The 23,984-nt window shown below is 72.5% G+C and carries 22 protein-coding genes and 1 riboswitch; of the genes, 12 read left to right on the forward strand and 10 right to left on the reverse strand.

The features are described 5' to 3' along the window. Window positions 1-47 precede the first annotated feature (47 nt). The gene (locus tag ABD54_RS15685) at window positions 48-857 is read left to right on the forward strand and encodes an NAD(P)H-binding protein (protein WP_047870232.1); all 810 of its coding nucleotides are present in this window, start codon (window positions 48-50) and stop codon (window positions 855-857) included. A gap of 151 nt (window positions 858-1,008) precedes the next feature. Beyond that, the gene (locus tag ABD54_RS15690) at window positions 1,009-2,013 is read left to right on the forward strand and encodes a zinc-binding dehydrogenase (RefSeq protein ID WP_047870233.1); all 1,005 of its coding nucleotides are present in this window, start codon (window positions 1,009-1,011) and stop codon (window positions 2,011-2,013) included. On the opposite strand, the gene ABD54_RS15695 is transcribed toward ABD54_RS15690, so the two are convergent. The 3 genes from ABD54_RS15695 to ABD54_RS15705 form a co-directional block, all read right to left on the reverse strand. Then, window positions 2,010-2,249: a hypothetical protein gene (locus tag ABD54_RS15695; protein WP_047870234.1), complete on the reverse strand. Its 240-nt coding sequence runs from the start codon at window positions 2,247-2,249 to the stop codon at window positions 2,010-2,012. The genes ABD54_RS15690 and ABD54_RS15695 overlap by 4 nt on opposite strands. A gap of 324 nt (window positions 2,250-2,573) precedes the next feature. Beyond that, window positions 2,574-3,242, reverse strand: coding sequence for a thiamine phosphate synthase (gene thiE / locus ABD54_RS15700; RefSeq protein WP_047870235.1), 669 nt, complete (start codon window positions 3,240-3,242; stop codon window positions 2,574-2,576). Window positions 3,243-3,357: 115 nt separating this feature from the next. Continuing rightward, a complete protein-coding gene (locus ABD54_RS15705) occupies window positions 3,358-3,711 on the reverse strand; it encodes an Rv2175c family DNA-binding protein (protein WP_019610781.1) in 354 nt (117 codons plus the stop codon). 82 nt (window positions 3,712-3,793) lie between these two features. Beyond that, window positions 3,794-3,905: riboswitch (TPP riboswitch) on the forward strand. Between ABD54_RS15705 and thiO the strand changes: the two genes are divergently transcribed. The 7 genes from thiO to thiI all read left to right on the forward strand — a co-directional run bounded on the left by thiO (window position 3,874) and on the right by thiI (window position 12,163). Beyond that, the gene (gene thiO, locus ABD54_RS15710) at window positions 3,874-5,070 is read left to right on the forward strand and encodes a glycine oxidase ThiO (protein WP_047870236.1); all 1,197 of its coding nucleotides are present in this window, start codon (window positions 3,874-3,876) and stop codon (window positions 5,068-5,070) included. It overlaps the preceding riboswitch by 32 nt. A 5-nt stretch (window positions 5,071-5,075) precedes the next feature. Continuing rightward, entirely contained in the window at window positions 5,076-5,282 is a 207-nt protein-coding gene (gene thiS / locus ABD54_RS15715) for a sulfur carrier protein ThiS (protein ID WP_047870237.1), read from the forward strand. 2 nt (window positions 5,283-5,284) lie between these two features. Then, window positions 5,285-6,043 carry a thiazole synthase gene (locus tag ABD54_RS15720; RefSeq protein WP_047870238.1) on the forward strand — a complete coding sequence of 253 codons (759 nt, stop codon included), beginning with the start codon at window positions 5,285-5,287 and terminating at the stop codon, window positions 6,041-6,043. Window positions 6,044-6,480: 437 nt separating this feature from the next. Beyond that, complete coding sequence (gene pknB / locus ABD54_RS15725; protein ID WP_047870239.1) at window positions 6,481-8,520, forward strand: Stk1 family PASTA domain-containing Ser/Thr kinase; 2,040 nt, start codon at window positions 6,481-6,483, stop codon at window positions 8,518-8,520. 191 nt (window positions 8,521-8,711) lie between these two features. Further along, the gene (locus tag ABD54_RS15730) at window positions 8,712-9,368 is read left to right on the forward strand and encodes a response regulator transcription factor (protein WP_047870240.1); all 657 of its coding nucleotides are present in this window, start codon (window positions 8,712-8,714) and stop codon (window positions 9,366-9,368) included. A gap of 175 nt (window positions 9,369-9,543) precedes the next feature. Then, complete coding sequence (locus ABD54_RS15735) at window positions 9,544-10,569, forward strand: 6-phosphofructokinase (protein WP_047870241.1); 1,026 nt, start codon at window positions 9,544-9,546, stop codon at window positions 10,567-10,569. Window positions 10,570-10,873: 304 nt separating this feature from the next. After that, window positions 10,874-12,163, forward strand: coding sequence for a tRNA uracil 4-sulfurtransferase ThiI (gene thiI / locus ABD54_RS15740; RefSeq protein ID WP_047870242.1), 1,290 nt, complete (start codon window positions 10,874-10,876; stop codon window positions 12,161-12,163). Window positions 12,164-12,239: 76 nt separating this feature from the next. Here thiI and aroF read toward each other — a convergent pair whose 3' ends face one another. Further along, entirely contained in the window at window positions 12,240-13,286 is a 1,047-nt protein-coding gene (gene aroF, locus ABD54_RS15745) for a 3-deoxy-7-phosphoheptulonate synthase (RefSeq protein ID WP_047870243.1), read from the reverse strand. A 397-nt stretch (window positions 13,287-13,683) separates the two neighbouring features. Between aroF and ABD54_RS15750 the strand changes: the two genes are divergently transcribed. Next, window positions 13,684-14,277, forward strand: a complete 594-nt coding sequence (locus tag ABD54_RS15750; RefSeq protein WP_047870252.1) for a molybdopterin-dependent oxidoreductase — start codon at window positions 13,684-13,686, stop codon at window positions 14,275-14,277. Between the two features lie 14 nt (window positions 14,278-14,291). Here the strand turns inward: ABD54_RS15750 and macS are convergent, their stop codons facing one another. Genes macS through ABD54_RS15765 form a run of 3 tightly spaced genes read right to left on the reverse strand, consistent with a single transcriptional unit; the run spans window position 14,292 to window position 17,179 of the window. Further along, window positions 14,292-15,464, reverse strand: a complete 1,173-nt coding sequence (macS, locus tag ABD54_RS15755) for a MacS family sensor histidine kinase (protein ID WP_268778189.1) — start codon at window positions 15,462-15,464, stop codon at window positions 14,292-14,294. 3 nt (window positions 15,465-15,467) lie between these two features. Beyond that, the gene (locus ABD54_RS15760) at window positions 15,468-16,385 is read right to left on the reverse strand and encodes a hypothetical protein (protein WP_047870245.1); all 918 of its coding nucleotides are present in this window, start codon (window positions 16,383-16,385) and stop codon (window positions 15,468-15,470) included. Continuing rightward, the gene (locus tag ABD54_RS15765; RefSeq protein ID WP_047870246.1) at window positions 16,382-17,179 is read right to left on the reverse strand and encodes a carboxylesterase; all 798 of its coding nucleotides are present in this window, start codon (window positions 17,177-17,179) and stop codon (window positions 16,382-16,384) included. Before ABD54_RS15765 ends, ABD54_RS15760 begins: the two co-directional genes overlap by 4 nt. Before the next feature lie 389 nt (window positions 17,180-17,568). Between ABD54_RS15765 and ABD54_RS15770 the strand changes: the two genes are divergently transcribed. Continuing rightward, entirely contained in the window at window positions 17,569-18,420 is an 852-nt protein-coding gene (locus ABD54_RS15770; protein WP_047870247.1) for a 1-acyl-sn-glycerol-3-phosphate acyltransferase, read from the forward strand. A gap of 82 nt (window positions 18,421-18,502) precedes the next feature. Here the strand turns inward: ABD54_RS15770 and ABD54_RS15775 are convergent, their stop codons facing one another. Both ABD54_RS15775 and ABD54_RS15780 read right to left on the reverse strand, forming a co-directional pair. Continuing rightward, on the reverse strand, window positions 18,503-19,450 hold the full coding sequence (locus tag ABD54_RS15775; RefSeq protein WP_047870248.1) for an ROK family glucokinase: 948 nt from the start codon (window positions 19,448-19,450) through the stop codon (window positions 18,503-18,505). Between the two features lie 149 nt (window positions 19,451-19,599). Then, the gene (locus ABD54_RS15780) at window positions 19,600-20,046 is read right to left on the reverse strand and encodes a hypothetical protein (protein ID WP_047870249.1); all 447 of its coding nucleotides are present in this window, start codon (window positions 20,044-20,046) and stop codon (window positions 19,600-19,602) included. A 416-nt stretch (window positions 20,047-20,462) separates the two neighbouring features. Here ABD54_RS15780 and ABD54_RS15785 point away from each other — a divergent pair, with 416 nt between their 5' ends. Further along, a complete protein-coding gene (locus ABD54_RS15785) occupies window positions 20,463-22,262 on the forward strand; it encodes a long-chain fatty acid--CoA ligase (RefSeq protein WP_047870250.1) in 1,800 nt (599 codons plus the stop codon). A gap of 149 nt (window positions 22,263-22,411) precedes the next feature. On the opposite strand, the gene ABD54_RS15790 is transcribed toward ABD54_RS15785, so the two are convergent. After that, window positions 22,412-23,984, reverse strand: a 1,573-nt coding sequence (locus ABD54_RS15790) for a cytochrome bc complex cytochrome b subunit (RefSeq protein WP_047870251.1), incomplete at its 5' end; no start/stop codon positions are given.

Genomic DNA, 23,984 nt, shown 5'->3' on the forward strand with positions numbered 1-23,984 from the left:
GTTGATGTCGCGTACGATGAGCCGCTGGGGTCTGCCCAGCCGCGCGGATCGCGCGGCTGGGCAGACCCCAGCGGCTCATCGTACGCGACATCAACCGCGCTCCCGAGTACCCCGGCAGCAGCGCGGCGATGGCGGCCTACGAGGACTCCAAGGGGTTCGAGCGGGCGTGCCGGGGGGTGGACACGCTGTTCCTGGTCTCGGCCACCGAGTCCGAGGACCGGATCGACGTCCACGTGAGCGCGGTCGACGCCGCGGTCAAGGCGGGTGTGTCCTGGATCGTCTACCTGTCCTTCCTTCGCGCGGGTCCCGCGTCCACCTTCACGTTCGCGCGCACGCACTTCTTCACCGAGTCGCACATCCGGTCCACGGGGGTGCGCTACACCTTCCTCAGACCCAGCCTGTACCTGGACCTGCTGCCCGGCTGGGTGGACGGCGGGGGCGCGGTGCGGGGCCCGGCCGGTGACGGCCGGATCGCGTGGGTCTCGCGCGACGACGTGGCGGACGTGGCCGCGGCCGTGCTGACAGATCCCGCGGCCGCGCGCGCCTCGCACGACACCAGCCACGACGTCACCGGCCCGGAGGCGCTCTCCCTGGGCGCGACGGCGGAGAGGCTGAGCGTGCTCACCGGGCGCCCGGTGCACTACGTGTCCCAGACGCGGGAGGAGGCGCTGCAGTCGCGCCGCGGCAGCGCCCCCGACTGGGCGGTCGAGGGCTGGGTGACCTCCTACGCCGCGATCGCCGCCGGGGAGCTCGACGTGGTCTCGCCCGCCGTCCCCGACCTGACCGGCCATCCCGCCCAGTCCATCGAGGGCTTCCTGCGGCGCCACCCCAGCGCGCTGTCGCACGTCGCGGTCTGACCGCGGTCCGCCCCCTCGCCGCGCGCCCGTGCGGGGCGCGGCCCCCTGTGCCGTGGACCTCTCCCGACACCCGGCCCTTGACCTCAACGAATATTTAGGTAAGAGGCTGGGCGGTGTCGGAGACAGGCGGGGCGCACCGAGGGAGAACGACATGCGAGCGGTACAGGTCCGGGAGTTCGGCGGCCCGGAGGTCCTGGTGGTCCGGGACGTGCCCGAGCCCGAGGCGGGACCGGGACAGGCGCTGGTGGAGGTCGCCGCGGCGAACGTGACGTACCTGGACACCACGGTCCGCGGCGGCTGGGGGCTGGACTACTTCCCTGTGACTCCCCCCTACGTACCCGGCGCGGGCGTGGCCGGGCGGGTGGTCCGGCTCGGCCCGGGCGTGGACCCGGGCTGGGAGGGGGCCACGGTGGTCGCCGACACCGGGCACACGGGCGGGGGGCCGGAAAGGCCCCCCATGCCCGTGGACGGCTACGCCGAGCGGGCCGTGGTCCCGGAGTCGGCTCTGGTCAGGGTGCCCGAGGAGGTGGCTCCCCGGGCGGCGCTGGCCCTGCTGCACGACGGGCCGACCGCGCTGGCGCTGGAGCGGGCGGCGGGCTTCGCGCCCAGCACCACGGTCCTGGTCGCCGAGGCCGCCGGAGGGGCGGGCAGCCTGGCCGTCCAGTTGGCCCGCAGGGCCGGGGCACGGGTCATCGGCGCGGCCGGGGGCGGGACCAAGCTGGCCCTGGTCCGCGAACTGGGCGCGCAGGAGACCGTGGACTACTCCGCGCCGGACTGGCCGGAGCGGGTACGCGCGCTGACCGGCGGAGCCGGGGTCGACGTGGTCCTGGACGGCGCCGGGGGCGCGCTGGGCGCGGCGGCCTTCACGACCCTGGCCGACGGCGGCCGGTTCCTCGGCTACGGCTCGGCGGGCGGAGGCTTCACGGAGGTGGACGCGCGGGAGGCCGCTCGCCGCGGGATCGGGGTGCTGGGGCTGTTCGACCTCGAGGAGGCCGAGGACGACCGGCGGGACTCCCTGCGGCTGGTGCTGGAGATGGCCCGCATGGGCAGGATCACCCCGCACGTGGGCCTGACCCTGCCGTTGGAGCGGGCCGCCGAGGCGCACGCCGCGCTGGAGGGGCGCACGGTGCTCGGCAAGGTCCTGCTGATCCCCTAGGACCGGGCGGCCCGGGAGGCGACGCCGTCCAGGACGAGGTCGACGGCCAGGTCGAAGTCGGCGTCCTCCGCGCTCCCGGCTCCGCACGCGGCGGCGCCCCCGAACAGGCCGTCGGCCAGGAGCGCGTGTACGCGCGGGTGGGCGTCGGCCGGAACCAGGGTCTCGATGCGGTGGGCGAGGGCCAGCTCCAGGTCCCCGGTGAGACCGGCCTCCGCGCGGACGTAGGTCCACAGCATGGTCAGGACCTGGATCCCCTCGTCCGGGGGAGAGCGGTGACCGCCCCCCTGCGCGCCGAACGCGTGCTGACCCGGCGCAGCCTCACCCACGCGCTGCGCAACGCCGGCGGCATGGTCGCCGCCGCCGTCGCCCCCGTAGCCGTGATGCTGCTGTTCGTCGCCGTCTTCGGCTCGGCCGTGGAGGGGGTGACCGGCGGCTCGTACGTGGACTACGTGACCCCGGGCGCGATGCTGCCGTGCGCGGGCCTCGGCGCGTCGGCGGCGCTGCTGACGGGACGGCTCCTCCGCCGGGTGACCGGGCGGCGCTGGCCTCCCGGGCTCCGGTCAGCCCCCGGCGCGGGCCGCCAGGCGCCGGCGCAGAGCGGCGGCCGCGGCCCGGGGGTCCTCGGCCTCCGTGATCGCGCGCACGACCACGACCCGGCGGGCCCCGGCGTCCAGCACGCGGTCGATGTTGTCGGCGTCGATCCCGCCGATGGCGAACCAGGGGCGGTCGGTGCCCAGCGCCGCGGCCGCCTCCACCAGCTCCAGCCCGGCGGCCGGGCGGCCCGGTTTGGTGGGCGTCGCCCAGGTCGGTCCGACGCAGAAGTAGTCGCTGCCGGGCTCCTCGGCGGAGGCGGCCGCGGCGGCGGCGTCGTTGTTGGAGCGGCCGATCAAGGGGTCTGCGCCGATGATGTCGCGGGCCATGGGCACGGGCAGGTCCCGCTGGCCGAGGTGGAGGACGTCGGCGCGCACGGCGCGGGCGATGTCGGCGCGGTCGTTGACCGCGAGCAGGGCGCCGTACCGCTCGCACGCCTCCTTCATCACCTCCAGTGCCGCGATCTCCTCGCGCGCCTCCAGGCCCTTGTCCCGGAGCTGGATGATGTCCACTCCCCCGGCAAGGGCCGCGTCGGCGAACTCGGCCAGGTCGCCCCGGCCGGTGCGGGCGTCGGTGCACAGGTACAGAAGCGATGCGTCCAGGCGCTTGCGCAGGCTGGTTCCGTGACTGGTCCTCACACGGTCCACCCTAGGCCCTGGCGCGTTCGGACCCAAGGGGGAGGGCTCGACGGCGCGCCCCCTCCCCTTGGGCCCCGACGGGTCCCGAGCGGGTCCGCGGACCGTAGGCCGCGGATCAGAAGGCCAGGCTCTGGGCCCGGCGGCGCACCTCGGTTCCCCGGTTCTCGCGCATGGCCTGGATCGGCGTGCCCGGCAGGGAGTCGTCGGGGGTGAACAGCCAGCGCAGGGCCTCCTCGGAGGAGAAGCCCGCGTCGGTGAGCAGCAGCAGCGTCCCCGGCAGCCCCTTGACCAGGTCGTCGCCGTCGATGAAGGCCGCGGGAATGGAGAGTTCGCCGTCGCGGACCACACCCATCATGCGGTTCTCGCGGATCAGCGTCTTGATCCTGTTCGGGCTCACGCCCAGCGGAGCGGCGGCCTCCTTGAGGGTCAGCCAGTCGCCGATCAGCGTGTCGATGTCGCGTTGTGTCACACCACCAATCTGCCACATCCGCGCACCTCCTTCCCCCCGGCACGGCGCGCGTCGGCCACGGGCCCTAGAATGGGGACAGACCCCTACATCCCGCGGGAGCCGGGTGGGACCCGGCTGAGAGGGGGGCTGTGAGCCTCCGACCGCACGAACCTGATCCGGATCATGCCGGCGAAGGGAGTGGAAGCCGCAGCCGTGCGCACCTCCGACGATTCCCACCGCGACCGCGTCGTCGTGGTCGGCGGCGGCCTCGTCGGGCGGGTCACCGCCTGGCGCGCCGCCCAACGCGGACTGAGCGTCACCCTGGTCGAGTCCGACCCCGCCCGCGCCGCCTCCACCGTGGCCGCGGGCATGCTGACCCCCGCCACCGAGGCGGCGTTCGGCGAGGAACCCCTCATGGAACTGGGCATCCGCTCGGCCCGCATGTACGCGGACTTCGTCTCCGAGCTGGAGGAGGCCAGCGGCCTGGACGTGGGCCACCGCGCCACCGGCACGCTGCTGGTCGCCTTCGACCGCGACGACCTGGCCGTCCTCACCGAACTGCACGCGCTCCAGCGGAGGCTGGGCGTCGCCGCCGAGCGCCTGACCGGCCGCGAGTGCCGCCGCCTGGAGCCCATGCTCGCCCCGTCCGTGCGCGGCGGCGTCCTGGCCCCCGACGACCACTCCGTGGACCCTCGGCGGCTGCTGCGGGCACTGGCCGCGGCGGGCGGGCGCGCGGGCGTCACCGAGGTCCGCGGGCTGGTCGGGGAGGTACTCTCCCCCGGCCCCGGGGGCGCCCGGCTGGGCGTGCGCCTGGCGGGGGAGGCCGCGGCGGGCCAGACCCTGCCCGCGCACCAGGTGGTACTGGCCGCGGGCTGCTGGGGTGAGGGCGTCGCGGTCCCCGAACCCGTGGTCCCGCCGCTGCGCCCGGTCAAGGGGCAGTTGCTGCGCGCCCGGGTGCCCGACGGGGAACCGCCGCTCGTGGGCCGGACCGTCCGCGGCCTGGTCCGGGGGTTCCCGACCTACCTGGTGCCGCGCGCCGACGGCGAGGTAGTCATCGGCGCCACCCAGGAGGAGCTGGGCCACGACACCTCGCTCACCGTCGGGGGGCTCTGGCAGGTACTGCGGGACGCGCGCGAACTCGTCCCCGGGGTGAGTGAGCTGGAGGTCACCGAGACCTGCGTCGGCCTGCGCCCCGGCTCCCCCGACAACGAACCCCTCCTGGGGCCCACGCGGGTCCCGGGACTGCACCTGGCCGCCGGGCACTTCCGGCACGGGGTCCTGCTGACCCCGGTGACCGGTGAGGCCATGGCCCGGGCCCTGACCGACGGAGACCTGCCCGAGTACGCCCGCCGTTTCACGGCACGACGCGCAAGTAGGTAGTAGCAGTGGAACTGATCGTCAACGGCGACCGCCGCGAGTTCGCCGACGACACGAACGTGGAAGCGGTCGTGCGCGACCTGACCGGCTCCGAGGCCCCCGGCGGTGTCGCCGTGGCCGTCAACGACGAGGTGGTGCGCCGGACCGCGTGGGCCGCGAGCCCGCTCAACCAGGGCGACCGCGTGGACGTCCTCACCGCGGTGCAGGGAGGCTGAGGATGAACGACGACCTCGTGATCGCGGGGACCCCCTTCGGGTCCCGGCTCATCACCGGAACCGGCGGAGCCCCCTCCCTGGAGGTCCTGGAGGAGGCCCTGATCACCTCCGGCACCGAGCTGACCACCGTCGCGATGCGCCGGGTCTCCCCCGGCACCCGGGGGTCGGTGTGGGACGTCCTGACCCGCAACAGGATCCGGGCGCTGCCCAACACCGCCGGGTGCTTCACCGCCGTCGACGCGGTGCGCACAGCCCGCCTGGGCCGCGAGGCGCTGGAGACCGACTGGGTCAAGCTGGAGGTGGTCGCGGACGAGCACACGCTGCTGCCCGACCCCGTCGAACTGCTGGAGGCCGCCGAACAGCTGGTGGACGAGGGCTTCACCGTGCTGCCCTACACCAACGACGACCCCGTACTGGCCCGGCGCCTGGAGCAGGTGGGCTGCGCCGCGGTGATGCCACTGGCCGCCCCGATCGGCTCGGGGCTGGGCATCCGCAACCCGCACAACCTGGAGTTGATCGTGGAGCAGGCCGGTGTGCCGGTCATCGTGGACGCGGGGATCGGCACCGCCAGCGACGCCGCCCTGGCCATGGAACTGGGGTGCGACGCGGTCCTGCTGGCCACGGCCGTGACCCGCGCCCAGGACCCGGTGCGCATGGCCGCCGCGATGCGCGACGCCGTACGCGCGGGCCGCGGCGCGCGCCTGGCCGGCCGCATCCCCGTGCGGCGCTACGCCCAGGCCTCCTCGCCCTCCGTGAGTTAGGCCACCGGGCCCCGCGCCCCGGCCCGACCCGCCGCCGACCGGTGCGTCCCGCCCGGGGAGTTTGGCGGCGTCCTCTACCGTGGAACGAGTGCGCGGCCCCGCAAGGGCGCATCCCGCACACCACGACAACCCAGGCGCGAGCGTCCCCACCGCCGACGGAGCGGGCCTCACCGGGAACGGGGCGACCCGACGACCGGTGGGGCACACACCACCGGAACCAGGAGGGCCCCGGCCGGGGCCGGACCTCCGGGAAGACCGAACGGTCCTCCCCGGGGTCCCACCGGTCCCACCGACACCGGAACGGGACGGCGCGACCGCGAACCGCGGGGCAGACCTGGCGTGGGCTTCCGCTATCGTGTCGGTTCGACACCCGGTGTCGGGTACGCGCCACCGGCCGCGACAGCCCGCGCTCCCCGCAGCAAGGACACTACTCCGCCGTGGACATGACGACTTCCGACCCGCTCGTAGGCGCCACCCTGGACCGACGTTACTTCGTGGAGTCCAGGATCGCCGGAGGCGGGATGGCGACCGTCTACGTCGCCCACGACCTGAGGTTGGACCGGAGGCTGGCCCTGAAGGTGATGCACCCTTCGCTGGCCCAGGACCCGACCTTCGTGCAGCGCTTCATCAACGAGGCACACTCCGTCGCCAAGCTCTCCCACCCCAACGTCGTGCAGGTCTTCGACCAGGGTGAGGACCAGGGGCACGTGTTCCTGGCCATGGAGTACGTGCCCGGGCGCACCCTGCGCGACCTGCTCAAGTCCCGGGGCAGGCTCGGCGCCCACGACGCCCTGAACGCCATAGCCCCGGTGCTGGCCGCGCTCGGCGCCGCCCACCAGGCGGGCATGGTCCACCGCGACGTCAAGCCCGAGAACGTCCTCATCACCGAGGACGGCCGGGTCAAGGTCGCCGACTTCGGCCTTGCGCGCGCCGTGGAGCAGTCCAACCAGGGACTGACCCGCACGGGCACCCTCATGGGCACGGCGGCCTACCTGGCACCCGAGCAGATCGAGAGGGGCGTGGCCGACGCCCGCAGCGACGTGTACGCGGCGGGCATCATGCTCTACGAGCTGCTCACCGGCAGCCAGCCGCACACCGGCGAGACGCCCATCGCGATCGCCTACCAGCACGTCAACGAGGACGTCCCGCGCCCCTCGCACTTCCTGCCCGGCCTGCCCGCGGAGGTCGACGCACTGGTCACCAAGGCCACCGAGCGCGACCCCAGGTACCGTCCCAGCAACGCGGGCCAGTACCTGGCCAAGGTCCTGGCGGTGCTCAACGGCCTGCCCGCGACTCCCCCCGCCTCCGCCGCCGACCAGGCCCCGCTGACGCCAGTGGCCCCGGCGGCGGCGACCACGGCTTCGGTGACCGCGCCCCAGCTCATCGCCGGGGGCGCAGGTCCGGGCACCGAGAACGCGACCATGGTCGTGGACATGGCCTCGGCCGGGCTCGACGGCGGCCGCTACGACGGCTACGACCGCGGCAAGGACGGGTACGGCGACGACGACGGGTACGACGACTACCGCGACGGCCCCGACGACCGGCGCCGCCGCAACCTGCTGATCGGGATCGGCGCGGCTGTCCTGGCGATCGTCCTGCTCGGCGCGGGCTGGTGGTTCCTCGTCGGCCAGTACGAGAACGTCCCCGACGTGGTGGGCCGCGACCCCGAGGCCGCGAGCCAGATGATCCGCGACGAGGGCCTGCGCTACGACCTGTCCTCCGAGGCCGTCTACAGCGACGCCGAGCCGGGCACGGTCGGCGAGACCGACCCCGAGGTGGGCGCCCGCCTGTCCCCCGACGACGTGGTCACCGTGTACCTGTCCAAGGGCCCGCAGACGGTGGAGATGCCCGACCTGGTCGAGATGGACGCCGCCAACGCCCTCAAGGAGCTGGAGGACCTCGGCTTCGACCCGGACAGCATCGTCCAGGAGGACGTGGGCTCCACCGAGGTCGAGCCCGGCGCGGTGGTCTCCACCTCTCCCGAGGCGGGCGCGGAGGCCGACCGGGAGGAGCAGGTCACCATCACCGTAAGCCAGGGCATCCCGGTGCCCCCGGTGGTCGGCGAGGACCTGGACACCGCCCGCCAGATGCTGGAGGGCGAGGGGTTGTCCGTCGAGGTGGTCGAGGAGGAGAGCGCGGACGTCGAGGAGGGCAAGGTCATCCAGCAGAGCCCCGACAGCGGCTCCAGCATCGGCTCCGGCGGCACCGTCACCCTGACCGTCTCCACCGGTCCGCCCGGCGTGGACATCCCCGACGTGGTCGGCATGCGGGTCGACGAGGCGCGTGAGGCGCTGGAGGAGGCCGGTTTCAAGGTCAAGGTCGAGCGCGTCTTCGGCGGTCGCGAGGTGGCGCACCAATCGCACACTGGCAGGGCGCCCGAGGAAACCGAGATCACGATCACCGCGACTCCGGGCGGGATCGACCTCGGCGACTTCGGCGAGGGCGGCGGCCGCGGCGGCGACGACGATGACGACTGACCGGCCCGGGCGCGCGGCCTGAGTCGGAGGCGGGGGCGGGGCCGATCGGTCCCGCCCCCGCCGTGTGCGGCCGGCCCCACGAGGGGCACGGGCCGCCGCCCCGGCGGGGTCGGCGCGGCCCCGCCCGCTTCCGCCGCTTCGGTCGTCGGCCCGTGCCGTGGGCGCCGCCCGCCCGGGGTAGGGTCGCCTGCATGGCGAGCGAGGCGGTCCGGGTACTGGTGGTGGACGACCACCCCATGTGGCGCGACGCGGTCGCGCGAGACCTCGGCGAGGCCGGTATCGAGGTCGTGGGCATCGCGGGCGACGGCGCCAAGGCGCTGCGCATCGCTCCGGCCGCGCGCCCCACCCTGGCCGTCGTGGACCTGCACCTGCCCGACATGAGCGGGGTCGAGCTGACCTCGGGCCTGGTGGCGCTGTCCCCGCCGCCGCGGGTGCTGGTGCTGTCGGCGAGCGGGGCCAGCGACGACGTCCTGGCCGCTGTGAAGGCAGGGGCCACCGGTTACCTGGTCAAGTCGGCGGGCCGGGAGGAACTGCTGGACGCGGTGCGCCGGGTGCACGCGGGCGAGGCCGTGTACACCCCGGGCCTGGCCGGACTGGTGCTGGGCGAGTACCGCAGGCTCTCGTCGGCGGACCGCTCCCGGGAGCCGGAGGCGCCGGAGCTGACCCCCCGCGAGACCGAGGTGCTGCGGCTGGTCGCCAAGGGGTTGGCCTACAAGCAGATCGCGCAGCGGCTGGGCATCTCCCACCGCACCGTGCAGAACCACGTGCAGAACACACTCACCAAGCTCCACCTGCACAACAGGGTGGAGCTGGTGCGCTACGCCATCGACCGGGGCCTGGACGACTGACGCCGGGCGCGCCCGTGCGTCCGCTCCGCGCGGTCAGCGCCCTCCGACCCCTACGATCCGGGCGCGTTCACCGCGTGTTCTCCGCCCCGGGTTGGCCCCGGATCACCGCTCCCACTATGGTCTAGACCATATGGCGCCATGCGTCGTAAAACACACAACGTCGAGGAGAATTCGTATGCGAGTCGGGGTGCTGACCGGCGGTGGGGACTGCCCTGGTCTGAACGCGGTCATCCGCGCAGTGGTCCGCAAGGGCATCAAGGACTACGGCTACGAGTTCATCGGCTTCCGGGACGGTTGGCGCGGCCCGCTTGAGGGCGACACCATGCCGCTGGACGTGACGGCCGTGCGCGGCATCCTGCCCCGGGGCGGCACGATCCTGGGCTCCTCGCGCACCAATCTCATGAAGATCGAGGGCGGCGTCGAGCGGGTCAAGGACAACATGGCCGGACTGGGCGTCGACGCCCTTGTCGCCATCGGCGGCGAGGACACCCTCGGAGTGGCCCGCCAGCTGCACGACCGCGGCGTCAACGTCGTCGGCGTGCCCAAGACCATCGACAACGACCTCAACGCGACCGACTACACCTTCGGTTTCGACACGGCCGTGAACATCGCGATGGAGGCGATCGACCGCCTGCACACCACCGCCGAGTCGCACCACCGCGCGCTGGTGGTGGAGGTCATGGGCCGCCACGCCGGGTGGATCGCGCTGCACTCGGGCATGGCCGCGGGCGCCAACGTCATCCTCATCCCCGAGCGGCCCTTCGACATCGACGAGGTCGTCAAGCACGTCGAGAGCCGCTTCGAGACCCAGTACGCGCCGATCATCGTGGTCGCCGAGGGCGCGCACCCCAAGGAGGGCCAGATGGAGCTGGCCACCGGGGAGACCGACTCCTTCGGCCACGTGCGCCTGGGCGGCATCGGCCAGCGGCTGGCCGAGGAGATCGAGCAGCGCACCGGCAAGGAGGCCCGCTCGGTGGTCCTGGGCCACGTGCAGCGCGGCGGCACGCCCACCGCCTTCGACCGCGTACTGGCCACCCGCCTTGGCGTGAACGCCATCGAGGCCGTACACGACAAGGCCTTCGGCAAGATGGTCGGCCTCCAGGGCACGGACATCGTCCGCGTGAACCTGGCCGAGGCGACCGACACCCTCAAGACGGTGCCCTCCTCGCGCTACGAGGAGGCCGAGGTCTTCTTCGGCTAGGCACAACCCCACGACCCGGAGCCCGGGAACCGGATTGTCCCGGGGCTCCCCCGGGGCGCCGGCCGCCGGCTACGCGCGTCGGCCCTCCGGAACGGTCCGCGCCCCCTCCCAGCTCCCAGGGAGGGGGCGCGCCGCGTCCGGGGCGGCGGCCGTACGCCCGCCGCCTCCCGTCCGCGCCGTCCGATAACGGACGGAGCGGTGGACGGGATGTTCGATACTGGAGGATGGCGATGGACGCTCCCGGCCCCGTCCCGCCGCTCCCACCTCACACCGGGACACGAAGGCATCCACCGGAGGTAGCACCATGTCCGCGTCGCTTGAGTCCGCGCCGCTCCCCGTAGCCCCGGCCGGGTCCGAGGCCGGGCTCGGCGAGCTCTGCGTGCTCATGAAGCTCGGCGAGATCGTTCTCAAGGGCTCCAACCGCAGGCTGTTCGAGCGGCGGCTGCACAACAACATCCGCGCCTCCGTGCGCGACCTGGGCGAGGTCCGCCTCTCCCAGCGCGGCGCGGGCGTGATCATCGTGCGCAGGCCCGAGGCCTCCGACCTGGAGGTCGCCGAGATCGCCGACCGCATGGCCAACGTCATGGGCGTGGTCCGGGTGCACCTGGTCCGCCGCGTGCCCAAGGACCTGGACGCCGTCACCGACATCGGCGTGCGCGTCATGGAGGGCCGCCAGGGCACCTTCGCCGTGCGCGCCCGGCGCCGCGACAAGCGCTTCGAGATGACCTCGTCGGAGCTGGCCGGGTACCTGGGCTCGAAGATCATCGAGGCGCACGGCTACCAGGTCAACCTCAAGCGCCCCGACAACACCCTGTTCGTGGAGGTGGACAAGGACGAGGCGTTCGTGTTCACCGACGGCGTGCCCGGCCAGGGCGGCCTGCCCGCCGGGATGAGCGGCCGCGGCCTGGTGCTGATGTCGGGCGGGATCGACTCCCCCGTCGCCGCGCACCGGATGATCCGGCGCGGGCTCAAGGTCGACTTCCTGCACTTCTCCGGCATGCCGTTCACCGGCCCGGAGTCGATCTACAAGGCCTACAGCCTCGTCCGCCAACTGGACCGCTACCAGGTGGGCTCGCGGCTGTTCGTCATCCCCTTCGGCAAGGCCCAGCAGCAGCTGAAGAGCTCGGGGATCGAACGCCTCCAGATCGTCGCCCAGCGCCGCCTCATGCTCAAGACCGCCGAGGCCCTGGCCGACGACCTGAACGCGGAGTGCCTGATCACCGGGGACGCGCTGGGCCAGGTGTCCAGCCAGACCATGACCAACCTGACCGCGCTGGACGACGCGGTGGACCTGCCGATCCTGCGTCCGCTCATCGGCATGGACAAGACCGAGATCATGGACCAGGCGCGCCGGATCGGGACGCTGGCCATCTCGGAGCTGCCCGACGAGGACTGCTGCACCATGCTTACCCCGCGCCAGGTGGAGACCGCGGCCAAGATCCCGGACCTGCGCCAGATCGAGAAGCGCCTGGACGCCGAGGAGCTGGCCGAGCACCTGGTCACCACCGCGCAGGTGCACAAGCCCAGCTTCCTGGGTGACGCCGCGCCCAAGCGAGTGGCGCCCGCGTCCGCTTCGGTGGCCGCCACCGCCTAGCGCGCGACGACGGCGCCCCGGTCGCTCCCCGCACGCGGGGCGGGACCGGGGCGCCGTCGTGTTCAGCCCCCGGGTCTCACAGGCCGGCCAGTTCGCGGCCCGGCGCCGGGGTCAGGGTGCGGCCCGTCAGGGCGGCCAGGGTGCCCGCCAGGTCGCGCAGCTCGGCCAGGTCCTCGTGCAGCAGTGCCTGCGGGCCGTCGCACAGGGCGTTCTCCGGGTGGGGGTGCACGTCGACGATGACGCCGTCCGCCCCGACCGCCACGGCGGCGCGCGAGAGCGGCAGCACCAGCTCGCGCTTGCCTCCCGAGTGGGACGGGTCGACGATCACCGGCAGGTGGGACAGGTTCTGGGCGACCGGGACGGCGCTGATGTCCAGTGTGTTGCGGGTGGCCTTCTCGAAGGTGCGGATGCCGCGCTCGCACAGGACGATGTCGAGGTTGCCGCGCTGGGCGATGTACTCGGCGGCCATCAGCCACTCCTCGATGGTCGCGCTCATGCCGCGCTTGAGCAGGACCGGCTTTCCCGCGTCCCCCACCGCCTGGAGCAGGGCGAAGTTCTGCATGTTGCGTGTGCCGACCTGGAGCATGTCGGCGTAGGAGGCGACCAGCTCCACGTCGGCGGCGTCCACGACCTCGGTGACGATGGGCAGGCCGGTCTCCTCGCGCACGTCGGCGAGGATCCGCAGGCCCTCCTCGCCCAGACCCTGGAAGGCGTAGGGGGAGGTGCGGGGCTTGTAGGCGCCGCCGCGCAGCAGGGACGCCCCCGACTCCAGCGCCATCCGGGCCGCGGCCAGGGTCTGCTCGTGCGTCTCGACGGCGCAGGGCCCGGCGACGACGGTGACGTTGTCGCCGCCGATCGGCACGCCGCGCACGCTGACGACGGTGCGGCTGTCGTGGTTCTCGCGGCTGACGAGCTTGTAGGGGGCGGAGATGCGCAGGACGTCGCTGACACCCGGCTTGGCGGCCAGTCCCAGGTCCTGGAAGCGCTCGACGTCGCCGACGAGGCCGATGATCGTGCGGCTCACGCCGCGCGTCACGTAGGCCTCGCCTCCCGCGGAGGAGACCAGCTCGACCAGATCGTCGATGTTCTCGGAGGTGGCGTCCGGCGCCATCACGATGACCATGTGCGTTGTCCCTAGCTGCTTGTCGGTTGGGTGAACGAGCCGACCGGCGCCCGGAACGAGAAAAGCCCCGGGCTCTACCGGCCCGGGGCTCAAGTCGTCTGTGTCAGCGCAGCGCTCTACAGGCGACCGGGGTGTCGGGCCGGTAGCCATAAAAGCGCCAGAAGTTCCGCTGCATGGCTGGAACTATAGCGCACGGTCACCGCCTGTCCGCACACCCGGGGCGAGTGACCTGTCTCTCGTCGGCGCCTGACAGGATGGCCGCACGCACGTTCTCCCCACGGGGAAGGCGTTCGCGCGGCCGACCGGCCGGGCGCGCCGCGGGAGCCCAGAGACGAGGAGGGGGACGGGAGTGTCCGAGGGAACGGACGAGGACGACACGGACGGGGCCCGGTCCCGGATGCCTCCCGGGCAGGCGGTGCGCCACGAGCACAAGCCGCTGCACTACGGGCCGGTGCCCGTCTTCCGCCCGCAGCGGTGGGACCTGCGGGTCACGGGGGCGACCGAGGACCTGGGGGCGTACCGCTGGACGTGGGAGGAGTTCGCGCGGATGCCGCGCACGGACTCGGTGAGCGACTTCCACTGCGTGATGCGGTTCAGCGCCCCGGACGTGCCCTGGCGCGGGGTGCGCGCCGCGGACCTGGTGGCCGCGGCCCCGCCCGCGCCGGAGGCCACGCACGTGATGGCGTGGGGCGAGTACGGATACGGCGCGAACCTGCGCATGGACGACTTCCTCGCGGAGGGGGTGCTGCTGGCGACCCACCGCGACGGAGAGCCCCTGGCCCCCGACCACGGCGCGCCGCTGCGCCTGGTGGTGCCGCACCTGTACGGGTGGAAGAGCGTGAAGTGGCTGCGCGCGGTGGAGTACATGACCGCGGACCGCCGCGGTTTCTGGGAGGAGCGCGGATACCACAACCGGGGCGACCCGTGGCGGGAGCAGCGGTTCTCGTACCAGGAGGAGGAGCGGGAGCCGGGCCGGGCTCCGCGGCGGTGAGCCGTGCGGGGCCCTCAGCGGCGCGGGACGCGCATCTCCACCTCGGTGCCCTGGCCGGGAACCGACACGTACTCGACGGTGCCGCCCAGGTCGCGCACACGGCCCAGTACGGACTGGGCCACGCCGATGCGGCCCTCGGAACGGGCCCGCTCCAAGCGGCCGGGCTCGATCCCGGGGCCCTCGTCGCGCACGGACACGGTCACAGCATCGTCCTCGTCCTCCACCAGCACCCAGGCGCGCGTGCCGTCGGGGCAGTGCCGCTCCACGTTGTCCAGGGCGGCGAGCACGGCGGCGGCCAGTTCGGCAGCGGTGTGCGCGGGCAGGATGACGGGCGTGGCGGGCGCGGACACCGACACGCGGGCCGACTCGGCGCGGCGGAGCGGCTCGCGCAGGTCCACCGCCACCCCGGACGCGTCCGCGCGCCCCGCGGGGGGCGACGCCCCGCCGGTTCCGTCCGTCCCTCCGGAGGCCTCCTCCGACGATCCGATCGCGACCAGCGCGCGCAGGCGCGCCTCCTGCTCGCCCGCCATCCGGCCCAGTTCGGCGGCCTCCCCCCCGGCCTCGGCACCGCGCCTGCTCACCAGGGACAGCACCTGGAGCACCGAGTCGTGGATCGAGCGGGCCAACTGCTCGCGCTCGCGGGTGCGCGCCTCCAGCGCGACCGCCTGAGCGAACCGCCGTTCGGCCCGCTCCGACATCCGGGACATGTACCCGACCGCCAGTCCGGCCAGGAGCAGCAGGACCACGCCGCGGGCGGTCGCGGCGGTCACGGCGGCGTCCATGACCGTGCGCAGGGTGAGGTCGGCGAGGCCGTAGAGCACGGCGACGGCCGCGGCGGCGCGCCCGCCCCAGATGACGCTGGCCGCCAGGGCGGTGCCCGCGAACCAGTAGCCGCTCAGCGGCGGGGCCTGGGTGAGGTAGAACGGCGCGGCCGCCAAGGCGGTGGCGAACAGGCACGCGAAGGCCACCGCGAGGTCGGCGGTGAGCACGCGCCAGTCGCGCAGGTGCGGGCGGGCGTAGGCGCGGGTGGTGAACGCCGTCCACACGACCATGACCGCCAGCACCGTCCAGGCCAGCCAGGGCCGGATCAGGTGCTCGTGGTGCTGGACGAGGAGGAACAGGGCGTAGACCAGGGACGCTGCGCGGAAGACGGCGAAGGCGCGCCAGAGGGGGAAGTCGAAGCCCAGGGGTCAGACCACCGCCCCGTTGTCGGGCCCGCCGTCTCCGGGCGGACGGGAGTCGGTCATGCGCAGGATGAGCACGACGAAGCTGACGAGGAAGGCCAGCACCGCGACGAACATCAGCCAGTTGGGCAGGGAGGCGCCGACGAACGCGGCCCCGAACACGAGCACCGGCGCCCCCAGCAGGCACAGCCAGGCCGCGATGCCCACCCGGTCGCCCTGGAGCAGGGGCGGCGGTGGCGGTGGCTCGTAGTGCCCCTCCAGGTCGGCCTCGGCCCGGCGCCGTGCCTCCTCCTCCGCCGTCTCGCGCTCCTCGCCGTCCCCGGCGCCGACGGCCCCGCCGGCCAGGATGTCGCCGCCGGGAGAGGAATCCCCCGCCGGGGCGCTGAGGTTCTCGGCGTCGGGCCAGGCCGCGCGGCGGCGCTGCCCCCGGGTGTCGGCGTCGTCGTAGAAGCGGGCGACCAGGTCGTTCCAGACGTCGTCCTCGTCCGCGGGCCGGGCTGGCTGGGCGTCGGGGTCGACGTTGGCGGGCGGGCCGTCCAGCAGGTCGCCGCCGACCGTCGCGTCGGGGGCCTCGTGCGCGGCGGCCTCCCCGCCCTCCTCGGCGTCGGCGTCGGAACGGGGCTCGCCGCGCGACGCCAGCAGGTCGGGGATCGTCCCGGACTGCCCGTCCAGGTCGGGCAGCTCGGCGCCCAGGACCCTCTCGGCCGCGGCCCGCTCCTCGGCGTCCACGTACAGGTGGTCGGTGGGCGGGTCGTCGGCCTGACTGCCCGCGGGCTCCAGGACGTCCTCGTCCAGGGGGACGGCGTAGGCGGCGATGCCGCTGCGCCGGAGCGCCTCCAGCATGAGGTCGGCGTGCGAGGGCGCGAGCAGGATCAGCGGAACGTAGGCGTCGGCGAGCAGGCCGTTTCCCCGACGTTGCGTCATCGGTCGGCTCCTTCCCCGCTTCTACTGTGCCCTCGCACGAAGGCGAGGCTCCCGTCGAAGACGACGGCGGCGTCATGGTCGAGGGTCGCCACGTGGTAGCTGTCGTGGAGCAGGTGGATCGTCAGCCCGGTGTTGACCGCTCTCCTAGCGAGGATACGCAGACTGCGCGGTCCGACGACGTGGTCCTGGGTGCTCCGGTAGGCCAGGATCGGCGCTCGCAAACCGGACATGCCCTCCTGAACCTCGCGCCACAGCTTCGGGAGTGTCGCCGCGGCCGCGGTGGGGACGCGGTCGTACCCGCCCTCGGTGGTGTCGTCCTTGGACACGTCGCAGCCCAGCCCGGGCGTGGAGGGCATGATCCGCGAGACCAGGCGGCGGACGGGGGCGATGACTGGCAGGCGCCGGTCCTCCACCGCCAGGGAGGGGTTGACGAGCACGACCCCGCACACGAGGCCGGGGTGCCTCTGGGCCAGGCGCAGGCTGAGGGCGCCGCCCATGGACAGCCCCATGACGAACACCTCCTCACAGCGCGAGGCCAGGTCCAGCAGGGCGCCTTCGGCCCCGGCGAGCCAGTCGTCGCTGGTGGTGAGGTTCATGTCCTGCCAGACCGTGCCGTGCCCGGGCAGCAGGGGCGCCTCGACGCTGAGTCCGGCGGCGGCCAGGTGCTCGGCCCAGGGGCGCATCGAGTACGGGGAGCCGGTGAAACCGTGGCAGAGCAGGACGCCCGTGCCCGACCCGCGGTGACTGAACGGCTCAGCGCCCGGGATCAGGGGAGGGGCGTCGGTCGGTCTCACGGAGCGGCTCCAGGGATCGTGCGGTGCGCGGGGAACGGGGGTCTGCGGCGACCGGAGCGGAGGCACGGGAAACCCTGGCTCCTGCCGTGAGGCTAACCGTTCGGCGGTCCGTTCGCCATGAGTGCACACTAACGTTCCCGCCCCCGGGGACCGGAGGCAGGCACCCGCCACGCGGGCCGACTGAGTATCCTCTTCTGCGTCGGGCCGATGGCCCGTTCGGGGGCGCTTTGGCACTCGCGCTCACACGGTGGGAGGATGGCGCACGTCAGGCGGCGGCTCCTCCCCCACTCTCCGGGCGCGAGCCCTCCTGACAATGTCGGCAGAGCGGGACGGTGAATCGTGGCAGACCCTGCCCAGTGCTCCCCGCGTGTGCAGGGGTGATCTGAGCGATGTTCTACTGGGTGGTCAAGGCGATCCTGGGGCCGGTCCTGGCCGTACTGTGGCAGCCGCGCGCGGAGGGCGTGGAGAACGTGCCGCGCCGCGGTCCGGCGATCATGGTCAGCAACCACCTGTCCTTCTCCGACCACTTCTTCGGTCCACTGCCGCTCCCGCGCAAGATCACCTTCCTGGCCAAGGCCGAGTACTTCACCGGCACGGGCGTCAAGGGGCTGCTGAGCCGGGCGTTCTTCACCGGCGTGGGGCAGATCCCCATCGACCGCTCGGGCGGCAAGGCCAGCGAGGCGGCGCTGCGCACGGGCCTGAGGGTGCTCAAGCGCGGCGACCTCCTGGGCATCTACCCCGAGGGCACCCGCTCCCCAGACGGCAAGCTCTACCGCGGCCGGACGGGTGTGGCGCGGCTGGCGCTGGAGGCCAAGGCCCCTGTGGTGCCGATGGCGATGATCAACCTGGAGAAGATCATGCCCCCCGGCCGCACGGTGCCCAAGCTGGGCGTGCGCCCCAAGGTCAAGTTCGGCAAGCCGCTGGACTTCTCCCGCTACCACGGCATGGAGAAGGACCCGCGCGTGCTGCGGGCCGTCACCGACGAGATCATGTACGCGCTGATGGAGCTGTCCGGCCAGGAGTACGTGGACCGCTACGCGCAGTCGGTCAAGGCCGAACTGGAGGCGGAGGCCAAGGAGGCCAAGCGCGAGCAGCACGCCAGTGACAAGGACCGCAGGCGGACCGAGCGCGAGCGGCGCAAGGGGGAGCGGCGGACCCGCCGCGAGGAGAAGCGCGCGGCGCGCGGGAACAGGAAGGTCGGGGACGCGGACTCCGCGGACCCGACCGCCCCGCAGGAGTAGCCCGCGCGGCGGCCCCAGACGCGGACGGCCCCCGCGACCCCCTTGGTGGGGGTCGCGGGGGCCGTCCGCGTCTGGGGCCGGGTCAGTGCCGGGCGAGGTCGCCGGCGCCGACGATGCCCGCCTCTCCGCCGAGTTCGGCCAGGCGCACATCGGCCATACGGCGCCCGGGGCGGCCCGGGACGTTGCGCGCGAAAGCGGCGCGGACCGGGTCCAGCAGGACGGACCCGGCGTCGGAGACGCCTCCGCCCAGGACGAAGCACTCGGGGTCGAGGATGGCGGCCAGGTCGGCCAGGCCGTGCCCGGTCCACTCCCCCACCTTGGCGAAGCACTCCAGGGCGGCCCTGTCCCCCTCCAGCGCCGCCTGGGTGATGACGTGGCCCTCCACCTGGTCGATGACGCCGTCGGCGAGCTTGAGCATGCGCTCGGCGGCCACGGGGTCGGTCAGTGCCAGGTCCTGGGCCTCGGCGACCAGGGCGCGGCCGCTGGCGTACTGCTCCCAGCAGCCGTGGTTGCCGCAGGCGCAGCGGCGGCCGTGCGGGACCATCCGGTAGTGCCCGACCTCCGCGGCCACGCCGTAGCGGCCGCGGTGCAGCGCGCCGTCGATGACCAGGCCGCCGCCGATTCCGGTGCCCAGGGTGATGCACACGATGTGGTCGCTGCCGCGCCCGGCGCCGAACCTGGCCTCGGCCCAGGCGGCGGCGTTGGCGTCGTTCTCGATGACCACGGGCATCCCGACGCGCTCTTGGACGTGGTCGCGGAGGGGCTCGTCGCGCAGGCCGAGGTTGACGGCGACCTGGACGGTGGCGCGGTCCTCGTCCACGAACCCCGCCACACCCACCCCGACGGCCCGGACGGCATCGGCCTCCTGGCGGCCGCACAGCTCCCCGCAGGCCCTGGCCACGACGTCGGCCAGGGCCTGCGGGTCGTTGGAGGGGGTGGGGTACTTGACCTTGTCGAGGATCTGCCCTTCGGGGTCGACGACCCCGGCGGCGACCTTGGTCCCGCCGATGTCTACGCCGATGGTCAGCATGGGGGCAGCTCCTTCGTACTTACGCCCGAACTCTGACATAAGTCTCAAGGTTCATGGCAAAGTGTTTTCAGATGATGTATGCCATCTGATTAAACCAGGCATGAGGCGACCCCCGACACCCCCGGAGTCGAACCGTGATCTCCTCCCGTTCACCCTGCGGTGACCTGGCGCTCCTCACCTTTCGTGGCACCTTGCCCACCCTGCGTCCGGACCTGTGGGCCACGCCCCTCGGCGTCGTCGGCGCGGGTCTGCTCCAGGGAGCGCTCGACCACGTCCCAGGTGCGACCAAGGGCGCCGACGGCGGCCAGCCCGGCGCGGCCGAGGTGTCCGACGACCTCGGGGCCGGACGTGCGCACTATGTCGAGGAGTTCCTCCAGAGGGGGACGCCGGTCGCCCGTCTCCAGGCGGATGGCCTCCTCCCACACGTCTCCTTTGCCCGGGGGCGGCGAGGTCACGGCGTCCACCCCGCGCTTGACCCCGGCTGTCAGCAGCCTGCGCTGGAGCGTGGTCACCAGCTTCAGCGCGTCGTCGATGAGGTCGGGGTCCTCACCCCTGCCCGCACCCGGACCGCCGTCGCGACCGGTGTTCTCCGTCATGTCAGCTTCCTCCTTCGCGCCGCGTTCTGCTTCAAGGTAACCGGCCGTCCGGGCGCCGGGGAGGTTTCTCAGGGCAGGTTCAGGGGCGAATCAGGGACGCGGGCGCGGCTACGGGGAGTGAGGTCGGGGGAAAGCGCAATGACCGCGAAAAAGCACAAAGGGCACAAGATACGCATACAGCACATAGTTCTCACTACGTGCGTAAACACTACGCCGGGCGTATAGTCTCGCGTGCGTACGAGGGAAAGATCCGCATTCTCTCCCCGCCCTCACACCACCGTGCCCGCCGGGCCGGACACGACCCAGGGTCACCGTTGGATACCGAACGACAACGTGTTCTACTCATGAGTAGGGTGGTGTTGTTACGGTCATCACGTCCCGTACTACCCGAACCCGTACACGTCCAGGAGCACCACGTGCGCGAATACAGCTCTCCCGCGAAGGCTGAGATCTCCGACGACGCGCGACTGACCGACACGCTCTACGCGCGCGCGGCCAGCGAGCCCAACGCCGTCACCGCCCGTCGCCAGGAGTCCGGCCAGTGGCACGACGTCACCGTGGCGGAGCTGCACGCCGACATCGCCGCGTACGCCAAGGCCCTGATCGACGCGGGCATCGAGCACGGCGACCGCGTCGCCCTGATGTCGCGCACCCGCTACGAGTGGACGGTCGTGGACTACGCCGTCTGGTCCGTCGGCGGCGTGACCGTCCCGATCTACGAGACCTCCTCCGCCGAGCAGATCGAATGGATCCTCACCGACTCCGGCGCCAAGGCCGCCTTCGTGGAGAACGACGCACACGCCGAGCGCGTCGAATCGGTCCGCGCCCGCACCCCCGAGCTCGGCCCCGTCTGGCGGTTCGACGGCCCCGGGTACGCCGAGCTGCGCTCCGCTGGCTCGGAGGTGGGCGACGAGGCGCTGGAGAAGCGCCGCACCGCGGTCAAGGCCGACGACCTCGCCACCCTCATCTACACCTCGGGCACCACCGGCCGTCCCAAGGGCTGCGAGCTCACCCACCGCAACTTCCTCTTCATCTCGCGCAACGCGCTGGAGGGCCCGGCCCGCCAGATCCTGGGCAGCAAGGAGAACCCCTCCACGCTGCTGTTCCTGCCGCTGGCCCACGTCTTCGCCCGCTTCGTGCAGGTCATGGTGATCGAGGCCAAAGCCACCCTGGGCCACTTCCCCTCCACCGGCCCCGAGCTGATCGAGCAGTTCTCGGCGTTCCGGCCCACCTTCCTGCTCGCGGTCCCCCGCGTGTTCGAGAAGGTCTACACCAAGGCCGAGCAGAAGGCCGCGGCCGAGGGCAAGGGCAGGATCTTCAACGCCGCCGCCGACACCGCCGTCGCCTACAGCAAGGCCCTGGCCACCGGCCGGATCCCGCTGAGCCTCAAGCTCAAGCACACGCTGTTCAGCAAGCTGGTCTACGGCAAGCTCCTGGCGGCCCTGGGCGGCAACGCCGAGTACGCCGTCTCCGGCGGATCCGCGCTGGGCGCGCGTCTGGGCCACTTCTTCCGCGGCATCGGCTTCACCATCGTCGAGGGCTACGGCCTCACCGAGACCACCGCCCCCACCTCGGTGAACAGCCCCGAGTTCAACAAGATCGGCACCGTGGGCCAGCCGCTGCCCGGCACCACCATCAGGATCGCCGAGGACGGCGAGATCCTGCTCAAGGGCGACCACATCATGGTCGGCTACTGGAAGAACGAGAAGGCCACCGAGGAGGCCTTCACCGAGGACGGCTTCTACCGCACCGGCGACCTCGGCGCGCTGGACGACGACGGCTTCCTGAGCGTCACCGGACGCAAGAAGGAGATCATCGTGACCGCGGGCGGCAAGAACGTCGCCCCGGCCGTCCTGGAGGACCGTATCCGCGCCCACGCCCTGGTCAGCCAGTGCATGGTGGTCGGCGACAACCGCAAGTTCATCGCCGCGCTGATCACGATCGACCCCGAGTCGTTCGTCCAGTGGCGCGAGGCCAACGGCAAGAGCGGCGAGATCGCCGACCTGACCCGGGATCCGGACCTGAACGCCGCCATCCAGGAGGCCGTGGACAACGCCAACAACGCGGTGTCCAAGGCCGAGGGCATCAAGAAGTTCAAGATCCTGCCCAGCGACTTCACCGAGGAGAGCGGCCAGATGACCGCCTCCCTGAAGGTCAAGCGCCACGTGGTCAGCAAGCAGTGGAGCAAGGAGATCGACGACATCTACGCCGGCTGAGCACTCCGCAGCCCGCACCGGACGCACCGGAGCCGACCGACCTCACACGGGGGCGGTCGGCTCCGGCCGTGTGCGGGATCCCGCTCCGTGAAAGCGACGGACCCGGTCGCGGTGCGACCGGGTCCGTCGAGGAGATGGGGCGGCAGGCCCTAGTGGTGGGCCGCCTCCTTCTCCGCCTCGGTGGAGGAGTGGTGCGGGTGGTGGCCGTTGAGCGCCTCCACCCCCTCCAGGGACACGTCGTCCTTGGTGTACCAACGCGCCAGGGCCTTACGGAGCCTGCCGCTGCCCTTGCGGGCCTCGGGGTTCTCCACACCCCTGCCGTCCGCGTCGGCGCCGTCCTCCAGCGCCGTCGAGGTGATGACCGGCTTGCTCTCCAGGACGTGAACCGTCTCCGGGGAGCTGTGCTTGTGCACCTCCACGAACTCACCGCTGGGCAGCTGCTGGATGGTGCCGCTCTCGTAACCGTGCTCCAGCGTTTCCCGGTCGCGGCGCTGCAGCCCCAGGCAGATGCGCTTGGCGACGAAGAACCCCACCACCGGGCCGACGATGACCAGCACACGGAAGATGTACGTGGTCGTGTACAGGCTGATCGAGAAGGTCTCCGAGAGGATGTCATTGGATCCGGACATCCACAGCACACCGTAGAAGATGATCCCGGCGACACCCATGCCGGTGCGCACCGGCGCGTTGCGCGGACGGTCGGCGACGTTGTGCGCGCGCTTGTCGCCGGTGATCCACTGCTCGATGAACGGCCACACGCCCAGGGCGCCGAAGAGCAGGCCCATGATCCCCAGACCGGGTATGAGGACCCCGATGATGAACGGGTAGCCCCCGATGGAGAAGTCGAACCAGTTCGGGAAGATGCGCAGCGCGCCCTCCATGAAGCCCAGATACCAGTCGGGCTGGAGCCCGGAGGTGATGGACGTCGGGCTGAAGGGCCCGAACAGGTGGATCGGGTTGATCTGCACGAACGCGCCCAGGAGCGTGATCACGGCGAACGTGAAGAAGAAGAACCCGCCCGCCTTGATCGCGAAGGCCGGGAACATGGGTGTTCCGACCACGGTCTTGTCCGTGCGCCCGGTACCGGGGTACTGGGTGTGCTTCTGGTGCCACAGGATCATGAAGTGCGCGACGATCAGACCCAGCAGCACCGCTGGCAGAGCCAGCACGTGCAGCATGTACAGCCGGGAGATGATGTCCTCGCCGGGGAACTCACCGCCGAAGAGGAACATCGACAGGTAGGAACCCACCAGGGGGATCGCCAGGACGACACCCTGGAGGACCCTCACGCCCATGCCCGAGGGCAGGTCGTCGGGCAGCGAGTAGCCGAAGAGGCCCTCGATGGCGGCGATGGCGAAGATGGCGACGCCGATCAGCCAGTTGATCTCGCGCGGCTTGCGGAACGCACCGGTGAAGAACACCCGGAGCATGTGCGCGGTCAACGCCGCGACGAAGATCAGCGCGGCCCAGTGGTGGATCTGGCGGACCAGGAGACCGCCGCGCACCTCGAAGGTGATGTGGAGCGTGGAGGCGTAGGCCTCCGACATCATGACGCCCTGGAGGCGCTCGTAGGAGCCGTCGTAGACGATTTCGGTCATGCTCGGCTTGAACCAGAGCGTGAGGAAGACGCCTGTGAGCAGCAGGATGATGAACGAGTACAGCGCGATCTCGCCCAGCATGAACGACCAGTGGTTCGGGAAGACCTTGCGCAGGTTCTTCTCG

It is taken from the genome of Nocardiopsis sp. RV163, assembly GCF_001029525.1.
In the GTDB taxonomy this organism is placed as follows: Bacteria; Actinomycetota; Actinomycetes; order Streptosporangiales; family Streptosporangiaceae; genus Nocardiopsis; species Nocardiopsis dassonvillei.